Here is a 20,575-nt window from a genome sequence, read left to right as displayed (position 1 = left end):
TCTGTCTCCTCCCTCTTAAAAATCTTTATCCGCCTGCATTGCGCTGGAGATGGTGTAGTTACAGTATTGAATACTCTCTCTGGAGCTTATTAACGCCTCCTCGATCAGCTTCCCGGTATCAGGCTCGTCGCCGGAAATAAGCAGATCGATGACCAGCGGTAAGTTGAGGCCCGCCACCAGGTGGAAACGGGGCCGCTGCAGAAAGCGAACAAATTCGTTATTCACGCTGCCGGCGAAGATATCGGTGATCGCCACGATCTCATCCTCGTCAGGTATCCGCTGCATGAGCTCGGTGACCTGCTCGGTTAAATCCCGCTGCTCCTCAACGTAGGCACAGAGGGTCGAAATGTCCGCCTGTTTACCGAGGATCAGCTCGACTGAGTCGAGTACGCCCCGGGCAAGAGTGCCATGACTGGCAAATATGTAGTGTCGTTTCATCCTGTCCTCGAAAATGCGTTCCACTACCGGTGGTATTGCAACCGGCGTGCCACGAAAAAGTGGCGCACGGTGAAATGCGCCACGACAGGAGAGCGGGAGGATTAAAACTCTTGATCTTGCGGAATAAATTCGGTTTCCAGGGTGAGAATATTGTGGATGTAACAAAGTTCTACAGCGGGGATTTTGACACTATAACTGCTCTCAATGACACTAAAGGCCTGCTTAATATCGGCCAGCTCGCTTTCCGGACACTGCCGTCCCGCATAGCTGGCAGGAGAGGCGTTACGGATCAGGCGCTCTATCAGGCAGCTGATATGCACGTAGAGCGCTACCTTCCGGTCGTTAGGGATCTGGCAGCCGGTAAGATGCTCGTAGCGCAGGACAAACTGCTCGACCTGGTTTAGCACCTTGCTGGTATCGAGAATAGTGACCGACTCTATCACCCGCCGCAGGGAGAAGTTCTTCAGCAGCAGATTGTTGATCTCGTCGATCTGCTCTGGCGTGGCGATATCGCCAAAGATACGCATCAGCTGGGCATGGCCGTCCCCGGCGATTAGCGAGTCCAGCGAGATCCACGGCACGGCAGGCAGGTGCGGGTCGAAGGTGCCGACCACGGCCAGCATCTCGTAGCGATTAAACGCCAGCGCGCTCGCCTGGCCGTTGCTGAGCGTGTCGTAGTCGCAGGCAATGACATCAATGCCTAACGTCTCCGGGATGCTGGCCTTCAGCAGCGTGCAGAGATTGGTTGCCGCGCCAAGGCCGGTGACGCAGGTGGTCAGGATCACCCGCGGACGGTTGGCCTGCGGCCAGAAGATCTGATGCTCTACCGGCAGGTCACCGCTGACCTCCCGGGCGATATCCTCAATCAGATCGCCGCGTAAAATCCGCTCGCCCACGTAGAGCGCCATGCTGGTGGAAACGTTATTAACGATCGCCACCGGCGTTGCGACCCGGCGCTGGAAATGGTGATGAATAGCGTTGAGCGATCCCATGTCGACGAGGATGATGACGCCCGAGGCCAGGGTATTGTTCTCGATGTACTCCATCACCTGGCGGGCAATGGCCTCCGGCGTGACGTCCAGCGGCATATCGAAGGATTCAAACAGGTGATTTTTTAACAGGCGATTGGCGACGTTAGCAATGCTACTGGCGGTGGCATAGCCGTGGGCCAGGATAACGGCGCGGGTGACGTGCGGCTGGCTGACGGCACCGGACTGATGCAGCCACAGCACCAGCAGCAGGGCATCGATCCGCTGCGGTTCGATATCCAGCTTCTGCGCCAGCGCGGTGATGATGGCCTGGCAAAAACGGTAGAGCAGCGGGTACTTCTGGGCGAGGAAGTCATCGAGGCTGCGGATCCGCTCCTGACTCAGGCGAGAGGGGGTACTTCGAGAGCGGTGCACCAGGTAGTGGCTCAGGGCGTAGATGCAGTTGCCGTTAAACTGAATGTTGAACTGCTTCTCCAGGCGGTAGAACTCCTCGCGCACCTGCTGCGTGGTCAGGAGCAGCATCGGCGAGTCCGTGGCGTCGCGGTTATCGAAAATGAGCCGGTCAAAAAGCCCTTCGATCGCCTCCCCCATGCGTTTGCGGGCCTCTTCCCAATCCGCGTGGCCGCTCATCCACTGCTCATAGAGCGCCAGCACCTGGCACTGGGTGTCGTAGATCACGCCCCGGGTGGGATCCCGGGCGCGCAGGAGCCACACCAGGCTGGTCTGCGGCTCAACGATCAGGTTTTCATCCGCTGCCAGCGGCTCGCCAGAGGCCGGGATGGCCGCAGCGATCTTCTCCGGCAGATGCTGAATGCCCACCACCAGCTCTTCGCCGCCCCGCTGCTTGGCCCACGACGCCGCCACCGTGTACTTCACGGCGTTCTTCAGCTCGCCGACGTTGCCCCGGTAGACGAAGTGGTTCAGGACCTGCATCAGGCGGGGAGTTAACGCCAGACGCACCGCCAGCTTTTTCGCCTCCAGCCAGAAGAAGAGCAGGATCAGCGCCTCCTTCTCCTGTCGGGAGCGGCTTTGCAGATCGGGCAGCGTCACCAGAATCGGGATACGCCGCAAAAAGGTGGTTAAGAAGGTGCTGTGCAGCTCCTCGGTGGTGGCGAAGACCAGCCTCGTTGTGACCGGGCGTCCCTGCGCCGTCTCCCCAACCCGGTAGATCTCCTTGCGATCCAGCCAGGTAAAAAGCTTCTCCTGCCCCTCGGCGTTGAGTCGGTGCACCTCGTCGAGGAACAGCATCCCGCCGTTGGCCGCCTCAAAGGCGCCCTGACGGTCCGTCTGCGCCCCGGTAAAGGCCCCTTTGGCATAGCCAAATAGGTTGGCCGCCAACAGCTCCGGGTTGCTGGCATACTGGGCGCAGTTAAAGCTGATGAAGGGCGCATCGTCCGCCAGCAGCCCCTCGGAGATAGCAAACGCGTGCATCAGTTTCGCCATGTAGCTTTTGCCCGTGCCGCTGTCGCCGGTAATCAATAGCGGCAGGCCACCGTCCGGGTAGAAGAGCGCGGTTTTAAGCTGCTCAATGGGCTTCTTCAGGCTCTCATCGTGACCGATAAGCAGCGAAAAGTGATCGGGCCGTTCCGGCTCTGGCCCACCGTCGCCAAGCAGCTGGGCTACGCTCTCATACTCGTTGGCGGCCAGGGGAAAGAACTGCTGGCTGAAGGTTTTTTTATGCAGGAAGTAGACGGGCCGGGTGTTGATCTTCACCAGCACACCCTGGGCAACCAGCTGGTTGAGATAGTGGCTGGCGGTATTTCTCTTCAGCGAAAAACGCTGCGCCAGATAGCTGGCGGTAAACACCTCGCTCAGCTTTTCCGGATCGAAAAAGTCAGTCTGATTGGCCAAAAACGTCAGTAATTCATCACGCATTGCTTTCCCCTTCACGCATCGTTCTGCGGGTATGATGCCCGCAAACCGAGACCGTAGGGGAAAGCAGCGGTGTTGAATTTACGCTTTTGTGGAAAGGCGCACAGAATGCCCGGTGGCGCTTCGCTTACGCGGGCCTACAAACCCGCACGGTGCCCACCGTAGGCCGGGCAAACGCAGTGCCGCCCGGCGGTGCAGCCTCAGCCCTTAATCTTTGGATCCAGCGCGTCCCGTAGTCCGTCGCCCAGCAGATTAAAGGCCAGCACGGTGAGGAAGATCGCCAGGCTCGGGAAGAGCGCTACGTGCGGAGCGATAACCATATCCGCCCGCGCCTCGTTGAGCATCGCCCCCCACTCCGGCGTCGGCGGCTGCGCCCCCAGCCCCAAAAACGAGAGGCTGGCGGCGGAGATGATCGAGGTACCAATTCGCATGGTGAAGTAGACCACAATGGACGAGATGGTGCCCGGCAGAATGTGACGGAACAGGATGGTGGCATCGCTGGCACCGATGCTACGCGCCGACTCGATAAAGGTCTGCTGCTTCAGCACCAGCGTGTTACCGCGCACCAGCCGGGCAAAGGCCGGCACCGAGAAGACCGCCACGGCGATAATCACGTTGGACATGCCGCTGCCCATCACCGCCACTACCGCAATCGCCAGCAGAATGCCGGGGAAGGCAAACAGCACGTCGCAGATGCGCATGATGATGCGATCCCACCAGCCCTCGTAGTAGCCCGCCAGCAGGCCGAGCACCGTGCCGATAGCGGCCCCGATCAGCACCGCCAGCACCCCAGCGGCCAGCGAGATCTGCGCCCCTACCAGCACGCGGCTAAAGATATCCCGCCCGAGCGAGTCAACGCCGAACCAGTGCACCATCGACGGCCCCTCGTTGAGCCGGTCGTAGTCGAAGTAGTTCTCGGCATCAAAGGGCACGATCCACGGCGCAACGGCGGCAACGATAATCAGCAGCACCACAAACAGCCCGGCGGTCATCGCCACTGGCTGACGGCGGAAGCGCCGCCAGAACTCATGCCACGGGGTACGGATACGCGCCGGCTTGATCCCCGGCATAGCATTTAATATCGCCTGACGACGCCAGTTTAAAAGTCGCATCCTTACTTATACCTGATAGAGGGGTTAATGGCGGCGTAGAGCATATCCACCACTAAGTTGATAAGAATAAACTCAAGCGAGAAGAGCAGCACCTCGGCCTGAATCACCGGGTAGTCACGCATCTCCACCGAGTCCACCAGCAGGCGGCCAAGGCCTGGCCAGTTAAATACCTTTTCGACCACAATCGAGCCGCCGAGCAGGAAGCCAAACTGCAGGCCCATCATGGTCACCACCGGGATCATGGCGTTACGCAGGCCATGCTTGAGGATAACCCACTTCTCGCTGACCCCTTTGGCGCGCGCGGTGCGCATATAGTCCTCGTTGAGTACATCTACGAAAGAGGCACGGGTGAAGCGCGCCATCACCGCCGCCACCGCAGCCCCGAGGGTCAGCGACGGCAGGACATAGTGCCGCCAGCTGTCCGCCCCCACGGTAGGCAGCCAGCCCAGCTCAACGGAGAAGACCTGCATCAGCAGCATGCCGAGCGCAAAGGCCGGAAATGAAATGCCGGTCACCGCCAGCGCCATACCGATGCGATCCGGCCAGCGGTTGCGCCAGACGGCGGCGACGATCCCGGCGGCAAGGCCGAAGAGTACCGCCCAGACCATGCTGGCGATGGTAAGCCAGAAGGTAGGCATGAAGCGGCTGGCGATCTCCTCCGCCACCGGACGGCGGGAGACCATCGACATGCCAAAATCCCCCTGCAGCACGTTGGTGATGTAGTGCCAGAACTGCTGCCACAGCGGCTGGTCAAGGCCCAGCTGCTGACGCACCAGCGCCACCACCTGCGCGTCGGCCTCCGGTCCGGCAATCAGCCGCGCCGGATCCCCCGGCAGCATATGCACGAACAGAAAGACCAGTACCGCCACAATCAGCAGCGTGGGGATCAGGCCGAGCAGGCGTTTAAAAAAATAGTTAAGCATCTTCTACCCTGTTGCTGGCCCCCGCCGCGCTGGACGGAGGCCAGGCACGACTATTTTAAGTCTGCGTCGTCAAAGCTAAAGCCGGTATCCGGCATGATATAAAAACCGCTCAGATCTTTATTGTGTGCGGAGACCAGTTTCTCTACCACCAGCGGCACCCACGGTGACTCTTTCCAGATGGTATCCTGCGCCGCCTTGTAGTGCTGCGCCTTCTCCTCGTTATTGGTCGTCTTCAGCGCAGCGGCGAGATCTTTATCCACCTGCGGATTGCTGTAGAACGCGGTGTTGAACAGGGTTGGCGGCCAGTTCTGCGAGGCGAACAGCGGCGACAGCGCCCAGTCCGCTTCGCCGGTCGACGCCGACCAGCCGGTGTAGAACATCCTGACCCCGCTCTCCTTCTGCCCTTTGCCCTCTACTTCGGCCGCGCGCTGCCCGGCGTCCATCGCCGTTACCTGCGCTTTGATGCCTACCTGGGCCAGCTGCTGCTGGGTAAACTGCAGCACCTTCTGGGCGGTACTGTGGTTATGGGAGGACCACAGCGTGGTGGTGAACCCGTTCGGGTAACCCGCCTCTTTCAGTAGTTCGCGCGCCTTAGCCGGATCGTAGGGCCACGGCTGGTAGCTCTGGGCGTAGGCAATAGACGGCGGCACGATGCCGGTAGCCGGGGTGGCGTAGCCGGCGAAGGCGACCTTCACCAGCGCCTGGCGGTTGATGGCGTAGTTGATCGCTTCGCGCACTTTCGGATTATCAAACGGCTTCTGCGTCACGTTGAGGCTGATGTAGCGCTGCATAATTGACGGGCTGGCGACCAGATCCAGCTTTGGATTCTTCTGCAACACGGTGGCCTGCTCATAGGGGATCGGGAAGGCAAACTGCGCCTCGCCGGTCTGGAGCATCGCCGCACGGGTGTTGTTATCCACCACCGGGCGCCAGGTAATGGTATCCAGCTTCGGCAGCCCCTGCTGCCAGTAGCCAGCAAACTTCTTCACCTTCACAAAGTCGGTCTGGTTCCAGGTCTCCAGCTCGTACGGACCGGTGCCGACCGGATGGAAACCAATCTCTTTACCATACTTTTTCAGCGCGGCAGGCGAGATCATTGCCGTGGCCGGATGGGCGAGGATATTGATAAAGGCCGAGAAGGGCTGGGTGAGGGTGATCTTCACCGTGGTGGGATCCACCGCCTCGGTTTTAGCAATATTCTTGTAGAGGTTGTAGCGCTTCAGCCCGCTCTCTTTATTGCTGGCGCGGTCAAGGTTGGCCTTCACCGCCTCGGCGTTAAAGTCGGTGCCGTCCTGGAACTTGACGCCGCTGCGCAGCTTAATGGTGTAGACCAGCCCGTCGTCAGAGACGGTATAGCTCTCGGCCAGCACGTTTTTTAGCTTCATATCTTTATCGAGGCCAAACAGGCCCTGATAGAACGACTTTGCTACCGACTGGGAGAGCGTGTCGTTTGCATCATAGGGATCGAGGGTGGTGAAGTTCGACCCCACGGCCACCACCACATCTTTGGCAGCGAAGGCCGGTGCCACGGCGAGCGCGGCGGCAACGCCCAGCGCCAGACGCCATTTACGCGCAACAAATTGTGTCATCTTATTCTTCTCCTGAAATTCCCTGCCTGTTAACGATCAAAAACGGGATTGCGTGCTGCCGGGCGTCGAGCGGGCAACAAAGTGGCCAGGCCCAACGCTGTGCAGCTCCACGCGGTGTGAATCATCACCCGGCTTATAGATATTGCTGGGCATCTCATCGGAGAGCAGCACGCGCTGCGCCCGAGGATGCCCCGGCTCGGCCACCGGCACGGCGGCCATCAGCTTGCGCGTATAGGGGTGCTGCGGGTTCTCAAACACCGCGCGCCGTGGGCCAATCTCCACGATCTGCCCAAGGTACATCACCGCTACCCGATGGCTAATACGTTCCACGACCGCCATATCGTGGGAGATAAACAGAAAGGCGATACCCATCTCCCGCTGCAAATCGAGTAGCAAATTAATAATCTGCGCCTGGATAGAGACGTCCAGCGCCGACACCGCCTCGTCGGCGACCACCACTTTTGGATCGAGGGCCAGCGCCCGGGCAATGCTGATGCGCTGCCGCTGGCCGCCGGAAAACTCGTGGGGATAGCGCCAGGCGTGCTCGGGCTTGAGCCCGACCCGCTCCAGCAGCCAGGCCACCCGACGCTGGGCATCCTCCTCCCCCATCAGCCGATGCACGCGCAGCGGCTCCATAATCGAATAGCCCACCGTCTGGCGCGGATCGAGGGAGGCGTAGGGATCCTGGAAGATAAACTGGATATCCCGGCGCAGCGGCTGCAGCTTGCTGTCCGGCAGGGTATCAATCCGCTTGCCTTCAAACAGAATAGACCCGCCCTGGGATTCCACCAGCCGCAGCAGCGCTCGCCCGGTGGTGGATTTTCCGCTGCCGGACTCCCCCACCAGCGCCAGCGTCTCCCCCGGCCAGAGGTCAAAGCTGACGTGCTCCACGGCGCGTACCTCGCGGGTCACGCGGTTGAGAATGCCGCTGCGCAGGCCGAAGCGGGTGACAAGGTCGCGCACCTGGAGGATCGGTTCCCCGTCAACCACCGTATCCTGCTCAATCTCCGCTTCATGCTGGTCCGGACGCTCCTTGCTCAGCAGCGGCAGGCGGCGAGGCAGATCGCTGCCGTTCATCGCCCCCAGTTTAGGAACGGCGGCCAGCAGCGCTTTGGTGTAGGCGTGCTGCGGGCTGTGGAAAACGGCCTCCACGGTGCCGGTCTCTACCGCCTCGCCCTGGTACATCACCAGCACGCGATCGGCGATATCCGCCACTACCCCCATATCGTGGGTGATAAAGATCACCCCCATCGCCATCTCTTTTTGCAGCACGTTGATAAGCTGTAAAATCTGCGCCTGGATAGTCACATCGAGGGCGGTGGTCGGCTCGTCGGCAATCAGCACCGCCGGACGGCAGGAGAGCGCCATCGCAATCATCACCCGCTGGCGCATCCCGCCGGAGAGCTGGTGGGGATAGCGGGAGAGGATCGCGTCGGCTTCGGGAATTCGCACCTGCTCAAGCATCCGTTTCGCCTCCGCCAGCGCCGCCTCGCGTCCCAGCTTCTGGTGCAGGCGGATCGACTCGGCAATCTGCTCGCCGACGGTAAATACCGGATTGAGGGAGGTCATCGGCTCCTGGAAAATCATGGCGATATCGGCCCCGCGCACGCCACGCATCTGCGCCCGGCTTAAGGCGTTGAGATCCACCACCTGGCGATTGCGTCGCTGAAGCCGCATATGGTCACAGCGCACGCTGGCCCCGCTCTGCTGCTCCAGCAGGCGCAGCAGCGCCAGGGCGGTGACCGACTTGCCCGAGCCGGATTCGCCCACGATCGCCAGCGTCTCGCCGCGCTGCAGGCTGAACGACAGATCGCGCACCGCCTGCGTCACCTGACCTTCGTTTTCGAAACGAATGTTCAGGTTGCTGACGTCCAGCACGGGGCTATTTTCTACCTGGTGAATTTGCGGCTTAGTCATTATCTATTGCTCGTCTGGCAGCTTTTTCTATAAATATCATTATTGTCGCCGCAGTTTGATACGAATTTTGAATATAGAAAGTCGAAACGGTGATGTAAAGAGCCCGCGCGGCAATGGCACATAATGGGTACATACAGTCTGGCCCGGTTTTCTGCCATAATGGCGCATTGATTTCCCAGATTGCCCTCCCAGGAGTGAACTCATGGACCATACCGCCGGGCTGATCCCGCTTGACGCGGCGCTCGCTCAGATGCTGTCGCACATTACCCCCCTCACCGACTATGAAACCCTGCCCCTGCAGGCCTGCTTTGGCCGGGTGACGGCGCGGGAGATTGTCTCCCCGCTCAACGTGCCGGGCTTCGATAACGCCGCGATGGATGGTTACGCCGTGCGCCTCGATGCCCCGCTGGCAGGCGTGCCGCAGCCGGTGGCGGGCAAGGCCTTTGCCGGTCAGCCGTTCCACGGCGAGTGGTATGCGGGAAGCTGCATCCGCATTATGACCGGCGCGCCGATCCCGCCGGGCTGCGATGCGGTGGTGATGCAGGAGGAGACCGAGCAGAGCGACGCCGGGGTGCTGTTTACCGGTGACGTGCGTCCAGGGCAGCACATTCGCCGTGCCGGAGAGGATATCACCCAGGGGGCGGTAGTTTACGCTCCGGGCACCACTCTGACGGTGGCGGAGCTGCCGGTGCTGGCCTCCCTTGGCATTCCCGAGGTTGAGGTGGTGCGCAAGGTGCGGGTGGCCCTCTTCTCTACCGGTGACGAGCTGCAGCTGCCAGGCCAGCCGCTGGGTGATGGCCAGATCTACGACACCAACCGCCTGGCGGTGCACATCATGCTGGAGCAGCTCGGCTGCGAGGTGATCAACCTTGGCATCATTCCGGACGATCCCGACCGGCTGCGCGAGGCGTTTATTGCTGCTGACCAGCAGGCCGACGTGGTGATCAGCTCCGGCGGCGTCTCGGTGGGCGAAGCGGACTACACCAAAACCCTGCTGGAAGAGCTGGGGGAGATTGCCTTCTGGAAGCTGGCGATTAAACCCGGCAAGCCGTTTGCCTTCGGCAAGCTCAGCCACGCCTGGTTCTGCGGCCTGCCGGGTAACCCGGTCTCGGCGGCGCTGACCTTCTACCAGCTGGTGCAGCCTCTGCTGGCCCAACTGAGCGGCAAGCCTGGCAGCGCCCTGCCTCCGCGTCTGCGGGTCCGCGCCGCCACCCGGCTGAAGAAGGCGCCGGGGCGCCTCGACTTCCAGCGCGGCATCGTTGCGCGCAACGCCGAGGGGGATTTGCAGGTGAGCACCACCGGCCACCAGGGATCCCACATTTTCAGCTCCTTTAGCCAGGGCAACTGCTTTATCGTGCTGGAGCGCGAGCGCGGCAGCGTCGAGCCAGGGGAGTGGGTTGAGATCGAGCCGTTTAACCATCTGTTTGGGGGGCTGTGATGGCCGTCGAGCTGAGTGATAGCGAGATGCTGCGCTACAACCGGCAGATTGTCCTGCGCGGCTTCGACTTTGACGGCCAGGAGGCGCTGAAGGCCTCCCGCGTGCTGGTGGTGGGCCTTGGCGGGCTGGGCTGTGCCGCCGCCCAGTACCTGACGGCGGCGGGCATTGGCCACCTGACGCTGCTGGACTTCGACACCGTGTCGCTGTCGAATTTGCAGCGCCAGACCCTGCATAGCGATGCGACAATCGGCCAGCCGAAGGTCGCCTCGGCGCGGGCATCGCTGGCGCGCATCAATCCGCTGGTGAGCTTTACCACCCTCAATGCGCAATTAGAGGGTGAAGCGCTGCACGCCCAGATTGCCGCCCACGATCTGGTCCTCGACTGCACCGATAACGTTGAGATCCGTAATCAGCTCAATGCCGGCTGCTTCAAGACCAGGGTCCCGCTGGTTTCCGGGGCCGCGATCCGCATGGAGGGGCAGATTAGCGTCTTTACCTGGCAGGAGGGAGAGCCCTGCTACCGCTGCCTGAGCCGCCTGTTTGGCGATACGGCGCTAACCTGCGTTGAGGCTGGCGTCATGGCTCCGCTGGTGGGGGTGATTGGCGCAATGCAGGCGATGGAGGCGATCAAGGTGCTGACGGCGTTTGGCCAGAGCGCCGCCGGAAAAATTGTCCTGTACGACGCCATGACCTGTCAGTTCCGCGAGATGAAGCTGATGCGCAACCCGCAGTGCGAGGTGTGCGGCGGATAACGGTTAGATACCCGCCCGGCCAAACGCCGTCTGCCACTCCTGCTCAAACTTAACGATGGCCGCCTCGACCGCCGGGGCAGCGATAAACTGCTCCGCCACATCCAGCGGCAGGGTGATGGCCTCGCAGCCCGCCAGCAGGCACTCCAGTGCCTGACGCGGGGTCTTAAAGCTCGCCGCGAGCACTTTTGATCCCGGCGCGTGCAGGGTCAACAGGCGCTGCAGATCCGTCACCGTCTGGATGCCATCGCCGCCCTGGGCGTCCACGCGGTTAACGTAAGGTGCCACGTATTCGGCTCCCGCCAGAGCGCTCAGCAGCCCCTGCCCCGCGCCGTACACCGCCGTCCCGAGGGTCGGGATCCCCTCAGCTTTCAGCAGCTTGATCGCTGCCAGCCCCTCGGCGCTCACCGGCACCTTTACCACGATATCGGCGATGATTCCGCGCAGCCTGTGCGCCTCGGCCACCATCTCCCCGGCGTTGTTCGCTAATACCTGGGCAAAGAGCCGCCCTTTTCCACCCAGGGCATCTTGCAGCGCGGGCAACAGCTCCACCAGCGGCATTTTACCTTTGGCGACAATGCTCGGGTTAGTGGTGACCCCGGCCAGCGGAAAGCTGCGGGCCAGCCGTTTTACTGCCGCCACATCGGCGGTATCCAGGTACAGTTCCATATGAACTCCTCAAAGTGTGAGACATAGCATGGTTTAAAACTTACCCCCTTCAACCTGCCCTTATGTTGACCAGAATCAAAATAACTTTCATTCGAAAGTAATTTAATCTGCATATGAAATATGAGGGCAGATTATGATTTTCAATATTCAGCGCTACTCCACCCATGACGGCCCCGGCATTCGCACCGTCGTGTTCCTGAAAGGCTGCTCGCTGGCCTGCCGCTGGTGCCAGAATCCGGAGAGCCGCGCTCTGACGCGAGAGGTGCTCTTTGATGCCCGCCTCTGTCTCGACGGATGCGATCTCTGCCAGCGGGCGGCACCGGACGCTGTCGGCCGGGCAAGCAACGGCCTGCTGATCCACCGGCAAAGGCTCAGTGAGGCACATCTGACTGCGCTGGAAGCTTGCTGCCCTACCGAGGCCCTGACCGTCTGCGGTGAAACCCCGTCGGTAGAGGAGATAATGGCTACCGTACTGCGGGATAAACCCTTCTACCTGCGCAGCGGCGGCGGCATCACCCTTTCCGGCGGGGAACCCTTTATGCAGCCAGCGCTCAGCGCCGCGCTGCTGAAATCCAGTGTCGATCACGGCATTCACACGGCGGTTGAAACCTGCCTGCACGTGCCCTGGCGCTATATCGAACCTTCTCTACCCTGGATCGATCTCTTTCTAGCCGACCTTAAGCACGTCGACAGCCGGGTGTTTAAGACCTGGACCGATGGATCGGCCAAACGCGTGCTGGCAAACCTGAAGCGGCTGGCGGCGCGGGGCAAACAGCTTATCATCCGCGTGCCGCTGATCCCCGGCTTTAACGCTGACGAAGCCTCTATCAAAGCGATTACCCGCTTTGCCGCCGACGAGCTTGGCGTTCATGAGATCCACTTTCTGCCCTACCACACGCTGGGCATCAACAAATATCACCTGTTGAATCAGCCCTATACCGCGCCTGATAAGCCGCTCGACGCGCCAGCCCTGTTGGCCTTCGCCGACGCGTACGCCCGCGAGTGCGGCTTAACCGCTACCCTACGAGGATAATGCCATGACCGAGTTACATCTTGATACCCTGACCCGCCGTATTCAGGCGCATAAAGATGCGCTGGTGCATATTGTGAAGCCCCCGGTCTGCACCGAACGCGCCCGGCACTATACCGAGGCCTACCGGCAGCATCTCGACAAGCCCATTCCGGTGCGGCGGGCGCTGGCCCTCGCCCACCATCTTGCCGAGCGTACTATCTGGATCAAGCACGATGAGCTGATCGTCGGCAACCAGGCGAGCGAACTCCGTGCCGCGCCTATCTTTCCAGAGTACACCGTGTCGTGGATAGAAAAGGAGATCGACGACCTGGCCGATCGCCCCGGCGCAGGCTTTGCGGTGAGCGAAGAGAACAAGCGCGTGCTGCATGAGATCTGCCCGTGGTGGCGCGGCCAGACGGTGCAGGATCGCTGCTACGGTATGTTTACCGACGAGCAAAAAGCGCTGCTGGCAACCGGCATCATCAAGGCCGAGGGCAATATGACCTCTGGCGATGCGCACCTGGCGGTCAACTATCCGCTGCTGCTGGAGAAGGGCCTCGACGGCCTGCGCGCAAAAGTGGCCGAGCGCCGCTCGCGCATCAATCTCACCGTGCTGGAGGATCTGCACGGGGAGCAGTTCCTGAAGGCGATTGATATCGTACTTGACGCCGTCAGCGACCATATCGCCCGCTTTGCCGCCCTCGCCCGTGAGATGGCCGGGGATGAACAGCGCGTCAGTCGCCGGGATGAGCTGCTGCAAATAGCCGAGAACTGCAACGTCATCGCCCATCGTCCGCCGGAAACCTACTGGCAGGCGCTGCAGCTCTGCTACTTCATCCAGCTGATTTTGCAGATTGAGTCCAACGGCCACTCGGTGTCGTTTGGCCGGATGGATCAATACCTCTACCCCTACTACCGCCGCGATGTCGAGCTGAATCAGACCCTCTCCCGCGAGCAAGCCATCGAGCTGCTGCACGGCTGCTGGCTGAAGCTGCTGGAGGTGAACAAGATCCGCTCCGGCTCGCACTCGAAGGCCTCCGCCGGTAGCCCGCTCTATCAGAACGTCACCATTGGCGGCCAGAAACGGGTGAACGGCAAGGCGCAGGATGCGGTTAACCCGCTCTCCTACGCTATTCTCGAGTCCTGCGGACGGCTGCGCTCAACCCAGCCGAACCTGAGCGTGCGCTACCACGCCGGGATGAGCGATGATTTCCTCGACGCCTGCGTACAGGTGATCCGCTGCGGCTTTGGCATGCCCGCCTTTAATAACGATGAGATCGTGATCCCCGAGTTTATCAAGCTGGGCGTCGAGCCGGATGATGCCTGGGACTACGCGGCGATTGGCTGTATCGAAACCGCCGTCGGCGGCAAATGGGGCTATCGCTGCACCGGCATGAGCTTTATCAACTTCGCCCGGGTGATGCTCGCCGCGCTGGAGGGCGGTCGCGATGCCACCAGCGGCAAGGTATTTCTGCCCCAGGATCAGGCGCTCTCTAAAGGTAATTTCCACGACTTCAGCGAGGTGATGGCGGCCTGGGACGAGCAGATCCGCTACTATACCCGCAAATCCATTGAGATCGAGTACGTGGTGGACACCATGCTGGAGGAGAACGTCCATGACATTCTCTGCTCGGCGCTGGTGGATGACTGCATCGAGCGGGCAAAAAGCATTAAACAGGGTGGGGCGAAGTATGACTGGGTCTCTGGTCTACAGGTGGGGATCGCTAACCTCGGCAACAGCCTGGCGGCGGTGAAAAAGCTGGTCTTTGACCAGGGGATTATCGGCCAGCAGCAGCTTGCCGAGGCGCTGGCGGCGGATTTCGCTGGCCTCAATCACGAGCAGCTGCGTCAGCGATTAATCAACGGCGCGCCGAAGTACGGCAACGACGATGACAGCGTCGATCTGCTGCTGAACCGGGCTTACCAGACCTATATTGACGAGCTGAAGCAGTATCACAATCCGCGCTATGGGCGCGGTCCCATCGGCGGCAACTACTATGCGGGCACCTCCTCTATCTCTGCCAACGTGCCCTTTGGCGCGGCGACGATGGCCACGCCTGACGGGCGCAAAGCCACAACCCCGCTGGCGGAGGGAGCCAGTCCAGCCTCCGGAACGGATCGTTTCGGCCCCACGGCGGTGATCAACTCCGTCGGCAAGCTGCCGGTGGGATCAATTCTCGGCGGCGTGCTGCTTAATCAGAAGCTGAATCCGGCCACGCTGGAGAATGACGGCGATCGCCACAAGCTGATGCTGCTCCTGCGCACCTTCTTTGAAGTCCGTAAGGGATGGCACATCCAGTACAACATTGTCTCCCGTGAGACGCTGCTGGCGGCGAAGGCGCACCCGGACCAGTACCGGGATCTGGTGGTGCGCGTAGCGGGCTACTCGGCGTTCTTTACCGCCCTGTCGCCGGATGCGCAGGATGATATTATCGCGAGAACCGAGCATACGCTGTAGTGAGTAACGCCCGGCGGACCGCCTGCCGGGCCTACGCTTTACTTTCATATGAAATTAAAGGTGTGCATTTCCTCACATCGTTACTAGAATGCTCCTGACTGTTTTTACCCTGGGAGCATAACGTATGACCGTAAAAGTTATCGTCACCGATATGGACGGAACTTTCCTTGATGATGCCAAAGCGTATGACCGCGGCCGTTTCCTCAGCCAGTTCCGTGCGCTTCAGGCGCGCGGCATTGAGTTTGTGGTCGCCAGCGGCAACCAGTTCTACCAGCTCATCTCCTTCTTTCCGGAAATCAAAGACCAGATCTCCTTCGTCGCCGAAAACGGCGCGCTGGTCTACGAGCACGGCAAAGAGATCTTCCACGGCGAGCTGACCCGCCACGAGTATCAGATCGTGCTGGGCGAGCTGCTCAAGAGCAAAGGCCTGAACTTTGTCGCCTGCGGTCTCAAGAGCGCCTACGTCAGCAAAAGCGCACCGCCGGAGTTTATCGAACTGATGTCGCACCACTATCACCGCCTGAAGCAGGTGAGTGACTATCGCGAGATCGACGACAAGATGTTTAAGTTCTCGCTCAACCTGCCGGACAGCGAGATCCCGCAGCTGGTAGACGCCCTGCACGTCTCTCTCGACGGCATTATGAAACCGGTCACCAGCGGCTTTGGCTTTGTGGATCTGATCATCCCCGGCCTGCATAAAGCCAACGGCATTACCCGCCTGCTTAAGCGCTGGCAGCTGTCGCCCAGCGACTGCGTCACCATCGGCGACAGCGGCAACGACGCCGAGATGCTGCGCATGGCGAAGTTCTCTTTCGCGATGGATAACGCCGGCGAGGCCATCAAAGCGATTGCCCATTACCAGACCGACGATAACAACCAGCAGGGTGCCCTGAACGTGATCCAGGCCGTGCTCGACGCCGCGCCACCCTTCAACGCCTAAGCACCTCTACGCCAGCTTGCTCGCGGCTGGCGTCACCCTCTTCTCTCTTTTGTGCGCCCCATCATCTTTTTAAACTTGCATTAACTTTTTTTTAACTTAAATTAGCATATGTAAGTTAAATGCTTTCGAATGAAAGATACGAGAGGATTATATGACTGAAATGTATGCAAGCGAGACGCTGCCAGCTGACCATAAGGCGGCGATTCGTCAGGTAAAAAAGGCCCTGCGGGCGCAGATTGGCGACGTGCAGGCCGTCTTCAATCGGCTTGAAGAGCGCATCGCCGCTCAGGTCGCCGAGATTAACGCCCTGAAGGCAAAGGGCGAAACGGTCTGGCCGGTGATCCCCTTTGACGATGTGAAGAGCGGCCGCGTCAGCGAGGCGCAGCGTGCGGCGATCAAGCGCCGGGGTTGTGCGGTAATTAAGGGCCATTTCCCGCGCGAGCAGGCCCTGGGCTGGGATCAATCCATGCTGGCCTACCTCGATCAGAACCGTTTCGACGACGTCTATAAAGGTCCGGGAGACAGCTTCTTCGGCACGCTGGAGGCCTCGCGTCCCGAAATCTACCCTATCTACTGGTCGCAGGCGCAGATGCAGGCTCGCCAGAGCAGTGAGATGGCGCAGGTGCAGTCCCTGCTTAACCGTCTCTGGACCTTCGAGAGCGACGGCAAGCAGTGGTTCGATCCTGACGTCAGCGTGATCTATCCGGACCGTATTCGCCGCCGCCCGCCGGGCACTACCTCTAAGGGGCTGGGGGCGCACACCGATTCCGGGGCGCTGGAGCGCTGGCTGCTGCCGGCCTACCAGCAGGTCTTTGCCTCGGTGTTTAACGGCGATATCGACAGCTACGATCCGTGGCATGCCGCGCACCGTACCGAAGTGGAAGAGTACACCGTGGATAACACTACCAAGTGCTCGGTGTTCCGCACCTTCCAGGGCTGGACGGCGCTGTCGGATATGCTGCCGGGCCAGGGTCTGCTGCACGTGGTGCCGATCCCCGAGGCGATGGCCTACGTTCTGCTGCGTCCGCTGCTGGACAATGTGCCGGACGATGAGCTGTGCGGCGTGGCGCCTGGGCGTGTGCTGCCCATCTCCGAGAAGTGGCATCCGCTGCTGATCGAGGCGTTAACCAGCATTCCTGCGCTGGAGGCCGGGGACTCGGTGTGGTGGCATTGCGACGTCATTCACTCTGTGGCGCCGGTAGATAACCAGCAGGGCTGGGGCAACGTAATGTATATTCCTGCCGCCCCGCTGTGCGAGAAGAACCTCGCCTATGCACGGAAGGTAAAGGTGGCATTAGAGAACGGCGCATCGCCGGGCGACTTCCCGCGTGAGGATTATGAAGCGACGTGGGAGAACCGCTTTACGGTTGCGGATTTGAACGAGCACGGCAAGCGCGCGTTGGGCATGGCGTAAACGATAATGCAAACGTGGTAAATGTAGATTGTAAAATGTAGGCCCGGTAAGCGTCAGCGCCACCGGGCATTCTCATAGCCCAATTTCCCTAAGTATTTCGCGTTACAGGAAGGCGGCAAACCTGTAAATCCCCAGGAGCTTACACAGGTAAGTGACTGGGGTGAGCAGGTGCAGCCAACACACCTGTAGCGCGAAAGACGACGGGAAATTATTCGATACCTTTGCTGCGCAGGTAGTCTTCGTAATTCCCGCTGAAGTCCACCACCCGCTCAGGGGTGATCTCAATCACGCGGGTCGCCAGCGAGCTCACGAACTCACGGTCGTGAGAGACGAAGACCAGCGTACCCGGATACATCTCCAGCGCCATGTTCAACGACTCGATAGATTCCATATCCAGGTGGTTGGTCGGTTCATCCATTACAAGGATGTTCGGCTTCTGCATCATCAGCTTGCCGAAGAGCATACGCCCCTTCTCGCCCCCGGAGAGCACCTTCGCCGGCTTTTTGATATCGTCCTGGCTGAAGAGCAGACGACCGAGGAAGCTACGCACCACCTGCTCATCGTCCCCCTCCTGCTTCCACTGGCTCATCCAGTCAAAGACGGTGAGATCGTTATCAAAGTCGGCGGCATGATCCTGCGCATAGTAGCCAATCTTCGCGTTTTCGGACCACTTCACGGTGCCATTATCCGGCGCAAGATCGCCTACCAGGGTTTTCAGCAGGGTGGTTTTACCCACGCCGTTCGCCCCCAGAATGGCAATCTTCTCACCCACTTCCAGCAGCAGGTTGAAGTTCTTAAACAGCGGGCCGTTATCGAAGCCTTTGGTGAGGGCTTCCACTTCCAGCGCGTTACGGAACAGCTTCTTATCCTGTTCAAAGCGAATGAACGGGTTCTGACGGCTGGAGGCTTTCACCTCGTCCAGCTTGATCTTATCGATCTGGCGGGCGCGGGAGGTGGCCTGACGGGACTTCGATGCGTTGGCGCTAAAGCGGCTGACGAAGGATTGCAGGTCGGCAATCTGCGCCTTTTTCTTGGCGTTGTCGGCCAGTAGACGCTCACGCGCCTGGGTCGCCGCGGTCATGTACTCGTCGTAGTTGCCGGCATAAACGCGCAGCTCGCCGTAGTCGAGATCGGCCATATGGGTGCAGACCATGTTCAGGAAGTGACGGTCGTGCGAGATGATGATCATGGTGCTGTTACGCTCGTTCAGCACCTGCTCCAGCCAGCGAATGGTATCGATGTCCAGGTTGTTGGTTGGTTCATCGAGCAGGAGGATATCCGGATCGGAGAACAGCGCCTGGGCCAGCAGCACACGCAGCTTCCAGCCGGGGGCGACTTCGCTCATCGGGCCGTAGTGCTGCTCTACCGGAATACCGACGCCGAGCAGCAGCTCGCCCGCCCGGGACTCGGCGGAGTAGCCGTCCATTTCGCCGTACAGCACTTCGAGATCGGCCACTTTATAGCCATCCTCTTCGCTCATCTCGGCCAGGCCGTAGATGCGATCGCGCTCCTGCTTCACTTCCCACAGCTCGCCGTGGCCCATGATCACCGTGTCGAGCACGCTGAACTCTTCAAAGGCGAACTGATCCTGACGCAGCTTACCGATACGCTCGTTCGGGTCGAGGGAGACGTTGCCCAGCGTCGGCTCAAGGTCGCCGCCGAGGATCTTCATAAAGGTGGATTTTCCGCTACCGTTCGCCCCAATCAGGCCGTAACGATTGCCGCCGCCAAACTTGACGGAGATATTTTCAAACAGCGGCTTACTGCCAAACTGCATGGTGACGTTGCTGGTAACTAACACGGTGTTATCCTGAAAAATGTGTGACAAACTCTGCATTATGCCACAATTCCGAATTGAAATCGCGCAGGTGTGAACAGTTGCTACAATAGGGTGAGAGAAAAAAATGTGATTTCGTACACATCTCAATTCCATGCGCGTGGGAATGCACATATAATGCGCTCCCATCCTTTTGAGCATTCTTAACTAAACGGCCTGTGGCACAGAAACCTCGCATACCATGAATATGAAATTAACAACAATTTTAGCGGCGGCTTTCGCTGTAGTAGGGTTTTGCAAATCCGCGTCTGCTGTAACCTATCCGCTACCGACCGACGGTAGCCGTCTGATTGGCCAGAACCAGGTCATCACCCTGCCAGAGAACAACAGCCAGCCGCTGGAGTACTATGCAGCCCAGTACCAGATGGGGCTCTCTAACCTGCTGGAAGCTAACCCAGGCATCGACCCCTACCTGCCGAAGGGTGGCAGCGTGATGAACATTCCGCAGCAGCTGATCCTGCCGGACACCGTGCACGAAGGGATTGTGATCAACAGCGCCGAAATGCGCCTCTACTACTACCCGAAAGGCACCAATACCGTCATCGTTCTGCCGATCGGTATCGGCCAGCTGGGCAAAGATACGCCGATCAACTGGACCACCAAGGTTGAACGTAAGAAAGCCGGTCCGACCTGGACCCCGACGGCGAAGATGCATCAGGAGTATGCGGCAGCAGGTAACCCGCTGCCCGCAGTGGTGCCAGCCGGCCCGGATAACCCGATGGGCCTCTATGCCCTGTACATCGGTCGCCTGTATGCCATTCACGGTACCAACGCCAACTTCGGTATCGGCCTGCGCGTGAGCCACGGCTGCGTGCGTCTGCGTAACGACGACATCAAATTCCTGTTCCAGAATGTGCCCGTCGGTACCCGCGTGCAGTTCATTGATGAGCCGGTAAAAGCCACCACCGAGCCAGACGGTAGCCGCTACATTGAGGTTCACAACCCGCTCTCTACCACTGAAGCGCAGTTTGACGGGAAAGAGATTGTGCCAATTACCCTGACCAAGAGCGTGCAGGGTATCACCAGCCAGACGGACGTTGACCAAAGCGTTGTTGAGCAGGCGATTCAGAACCGTTCCGGGATGCCGGTTCGTCTGAACTAAGTTTGTTTACGTCAGTAAAAAGCCCGGCAATCGCCGGGCTTTTTTATTGCCATATTACTGCTGTGCCAGCTGCAAATGCCGGGCGGCACTGCGTTTGCCCGGCCTACGGTGGGCAC

General features: G+C 60.1%; 15 protein-coding genes. 7 read left to right on the top strand and 8 right to left on the bottom strand.

Going from position 1 to position 20,575, the window contains the following annotated elements; translation table 11 throughout:
* Positions 1-15: 15 nt before the first annotated feature.
* From RTX96_RS09965 to gsiA, 6 genes are all read right to left on the bottom strand, one after another.
* The gene (locus tag RTX96_RS09965; protein ID WP_103819710.1) at positions 16-438 is read right to left on the bottom strand and encodes a PTS sugar transporter subunit IIA; all 423 of its coding nucleotides are present in this window, start codon (positions 436-438) and stop codon (positions 16-18) included.
* Between the two features lie 101 nt (positions 439-539).
* Positions 540-3,302: a sigma 54-interacting transcriptional regulator gene (locus tag RTX96_RS09960; RefSeq protein WP_312670876.1), complete on the bottom strand. Its 2,763-nt coding sequence runs from the start codon at positions 3,300-3,302 to the stop codon at positions 540-542.
* Between the two features lie 197 nt (positions 3,303-3,499).
* Complete coding sequence (gene gsiD, locus RTX96_RS09955) at positions 3,500-4,411, bottom strand: glutathione ABC transporter permease GsiD (protein WP_103819712.1); 912 nt, start codon at positions 4,409-4,411, stop codon at positions 3,500-3,502.
* A 2-nt stretch (positions 4,412-4,413) separates the two neighbouring features.
* Entirely contained in the window at positions 4,414-5,334 is a 921-nt protein-coding gene (gsiC, locus tag RTX96_RS09950; RefSeq protein ID WP_103819713.1) for a glutathione ABC transporter permease GsiC, read from the bottom strand.
* Positions 5,335-5,384: 50 nt separating this feature from the next.
* Positions 5,385-6,923, bottom strand: a complete 1,539-nt coding sequence (gene gsiB, locus RTX96_RS09945) for a glutathione ABC transporter substrate-binding protein GsiB (RefSeq protein ID WP_312670875.1) — start codon at positions 6,921-6,923, stop codon at positions 5,385-5,387.
* Positions 6,924-6,959: 36 nt separating this feature from the next.
* The gene (gene gsiA, locus RTX96_RS09940) at positions 6,960-8,840 is read right to left on the bottom strand and encodes a glutathione ABC transporter ATP-binding protein GsiA (protein ID WP_312670874.1); all 1,881 of its coding nucleotides are present in this window, start codon (positions 8,838-8,840) and stop codon (positions 6,960-6,962) included.
* A 202-nt stretch (positions 8,841-9,042) separates the two neighbouring features.
* On the opposite strand from gsiA, the gene moeA reads away from it, so the two are divergent.
* Both moeA and moeB read left to right on the top strand, forming a co-directional pair.
* Complete coding sequence (gene moeA, locus RTX96_RS09935; protein WP_312670873.1) at positions 9,043-10,278, top strand: molybdopterin molybdotransferase MoeA; 1,236 nt, start codon at positions 9,043-9,045, stop codon at positions 10,276-10,278.
* The gene (gene moeB / locus RTX96_RS09930; protein WP_103819717.1) at positions 10,278-11,030 is read left to right on the top strand and encodes a molybdopterin-synthase adenylyltransferase MoeB; all 753 of its coding nucleotides are present in this window, start codon (positions 10,278-10,280) and stop codon (positions 11,028-11,030) included. The genes moeA and moeB overlap by 1 nt, the downstream gene beginning before the upstream one ends.
* A 3-nt stretch (positions 11,031-11,033) precedes the next feature.
* On the opposite strand, the gene fsa is transcribed toward moeB, so the two are convergent.
* Entirely contained in the window at positions 11,034-11,696 is a 663-nt protein-coding gene (fsa, locus tag RTX96_RS09925) for a fructose-6-phosphate aldolase (RefSeq protein WP_312670872.1), read from the bottom strand.
* 133 nt (positions 11,697-11,829) lie between these two features.
* Here fsa and RTX96_RS09920 point away from each other — a divergent pair, with 133 nt between their 5' ends.
* The 4 genes from RTX96_RS09920 (at position 11,830) to RTX96_RS09905 (ending at position 17,520) form a co-directional block, all read left to right on the top strand.
* A complete protein-coding gene (locus RTX96_RS09920) occupies positions 11,830-12,729 on the top strand; it encodes a glycyl-radical enzyme activating protein (protein ID WP_103819719.1) in 900 nt (299 codons plus the stop codon).
* A gap of 4 nt (positions 12,730-12,733) precedes the next feature.
* Positions 12,734-15,166 carry a formate C-acetyltransferase/glycerol dehydratase family glycyl radical enzyme gene (locus RTX96_RS09915; protein ID WP_312670871.1) on the top strand — a complete coding sequence of 811 codons (2,433 nt, stop codon included), beginning with the start codon at positions 12,734-12,736 and terminating at the stop codon, positions 15,164-15,166.
* Between the two features lie 124 nt (positions 15,167-15,290).
* Complete coding sequence (locus RTX96_RS09910) at positions 15,291-16,106, top strand: Cof-type HAD-IIB family hydrolase (RefSeq protein ID WP_312670870.1); 816 nt, start codon at positions 15,291-15,293, stop codon at positions 16,104-16,106.
* A gap of 151 nt (positions 16,107-16,257) precedes the next feature.
* Entirely contained in the window at positions 16,258-17,520 is a 1,263-nt protein-coding gene (locus RTX96_RS09905) for a DUF1479 domain-containing protein (RefSeq protein ID WP_312670869.1), read from the top strand.
* A 208-nt stretch (positions 17,521-17,728) separates the two neighbouring features.
* Here the strand turns inward: RTX96_RS09905 and RTX96_RS09900 are convergent, their stop codons facing one another.
* Entirely contained in the window at positions 17,729-19,321 is a 1,593-nt protein-coding gene (locus RTX96_RS09900; protein WP_312670868.1) for an ABC-F family ATPase, read from the bottom strand.
* 217 nt (positions 19,322-19,538) lie between these two features.
* Here RTX96_RS09900 and ldtB point away from each other — a divergent pair, with 217 nt between their 5' ends.
* Positions 19,539-20,459 (top strand): L,D-transpeptidase, encoded by a 921-nt coding sequence (ldtB, locus tag RTX96_RS09895; RefSeq protein ID WP_103819724.1) that lies wholly within the window; start codon positions 19,539-19,541, stop codon positions 20,457-20,459.
* Positions 20,460-20,575: the final 116 nt, after the last annotated feature.

Source organism: Pseudescherichia sp., from assembly GCF_032052675.1.
Lineage (GTDB): Bacteria > Pseudomonadota > Gammaproteobacteria > Enterobacterales > Enterobacteriaceae > Pseudescherichia.
Note: the sequence above shows the minus strand (reverse complement) of the source record. Positions and strands in the feature narration are given on the sequence as shown.

Excerpts from the sequence above, each read along its gene's own strand:
- RTX96_RS09910 (WP_312670870.1), top strand. The coding sequence starts at position 15,291 with ATGACCGTAAAAGTTATCGTCACCGATATGGACGGAACTTTCCTTGAT.
- gsiC (WP_103819713.1), bottom strand. The coding sequence starts at position 5,334 with ATGCTTAACTATTTTTTTAAACGCCTGCTCGGCCTGATCCCCACGCTG.
- gsiA (WP_312670874.1), bottom strand. The coding sequence starts at position 8,840 with ATGACTAAGCCGCAAATTCACCAGGTAGAAAATAGCCCCGTGCTGGAC.
- fsa (WP_312670872.1), bottom strand. The coding sequence starts at position 11,696 with ATGGAACTGTACCTGGATACCGCCGATGTGGCGGCAGTAAAACGGCTG.
- gsiB (WP_312670875.1), bottom strand. The coding sequence starts at position 6,923 with ATGACACAATTTGTTGCGCGTAAATGGCGTCTGGCGCTGGGCGTTGCC.
- moeB (WP_103819717.1), top strand. The coding sequence starts at position 10,278 with ATGGCCGTCGAGCTGAGTGATAGCGAGATGCTGCGCTACAACCGGCAG.
- gsiD (WP_103819712.1), bottom strand. The coding sequence starts at position 4,411 with ATGCGACTTTTAAACTGGCGTCGTCAGGCGATATTAAATGCTATGCCG.
- RTX96_RS09965 (WP_103819710.1), bottom strand. The coding sequence starts at position 438 with ATGAAACGACACTACATATTTGCCAGTCATGGCACTCTTGCCCGGGGC.
- RTX96_RS09960 (WP_312670876.1), bottom strand. The coding sequence starts at position 3,302 with ATGCGTGATGAATTACTGACGTTTTTGGCCAATCAGACTGACTTTTTC.
- ldtB (WP_103819724.1), top strand. The coding sequence starts at position 19,539 with ATGAATATGAAATTAACAACAATTTTAGCGGCGGCTTTCGCTGTAGTA.
- RTX96_RS09915 (WP_312670871.1), top strand. The coding sequence starts at position 12,734 with ATGACCGAGTTACATCTTGATACCCTGACCCGCCGTATTCAGGCGCAT.
- moeA (WP_312670873.1), top strand. The coding sequence starts at position 9,043 with ATGGACCATACCGCCGGGCTGATCCCGCTTGACGCGGCGCTCGCTCAG.
- RTX96_RS09905 (WP_312670869.1), top strand. The coding sequence starts at position 16,258 with ATGACTGAAATGTATGCAAGCGAGACGCTGCCAGCTGACCATAAGGCG.
- RTX96_RS09920 (WP_103819719.1), top strand. The coding sequence starts at position 11,830 with ATGATTTTCAATATTCAGCGCTACTCCACCCATGACGGCCCCGGCATT.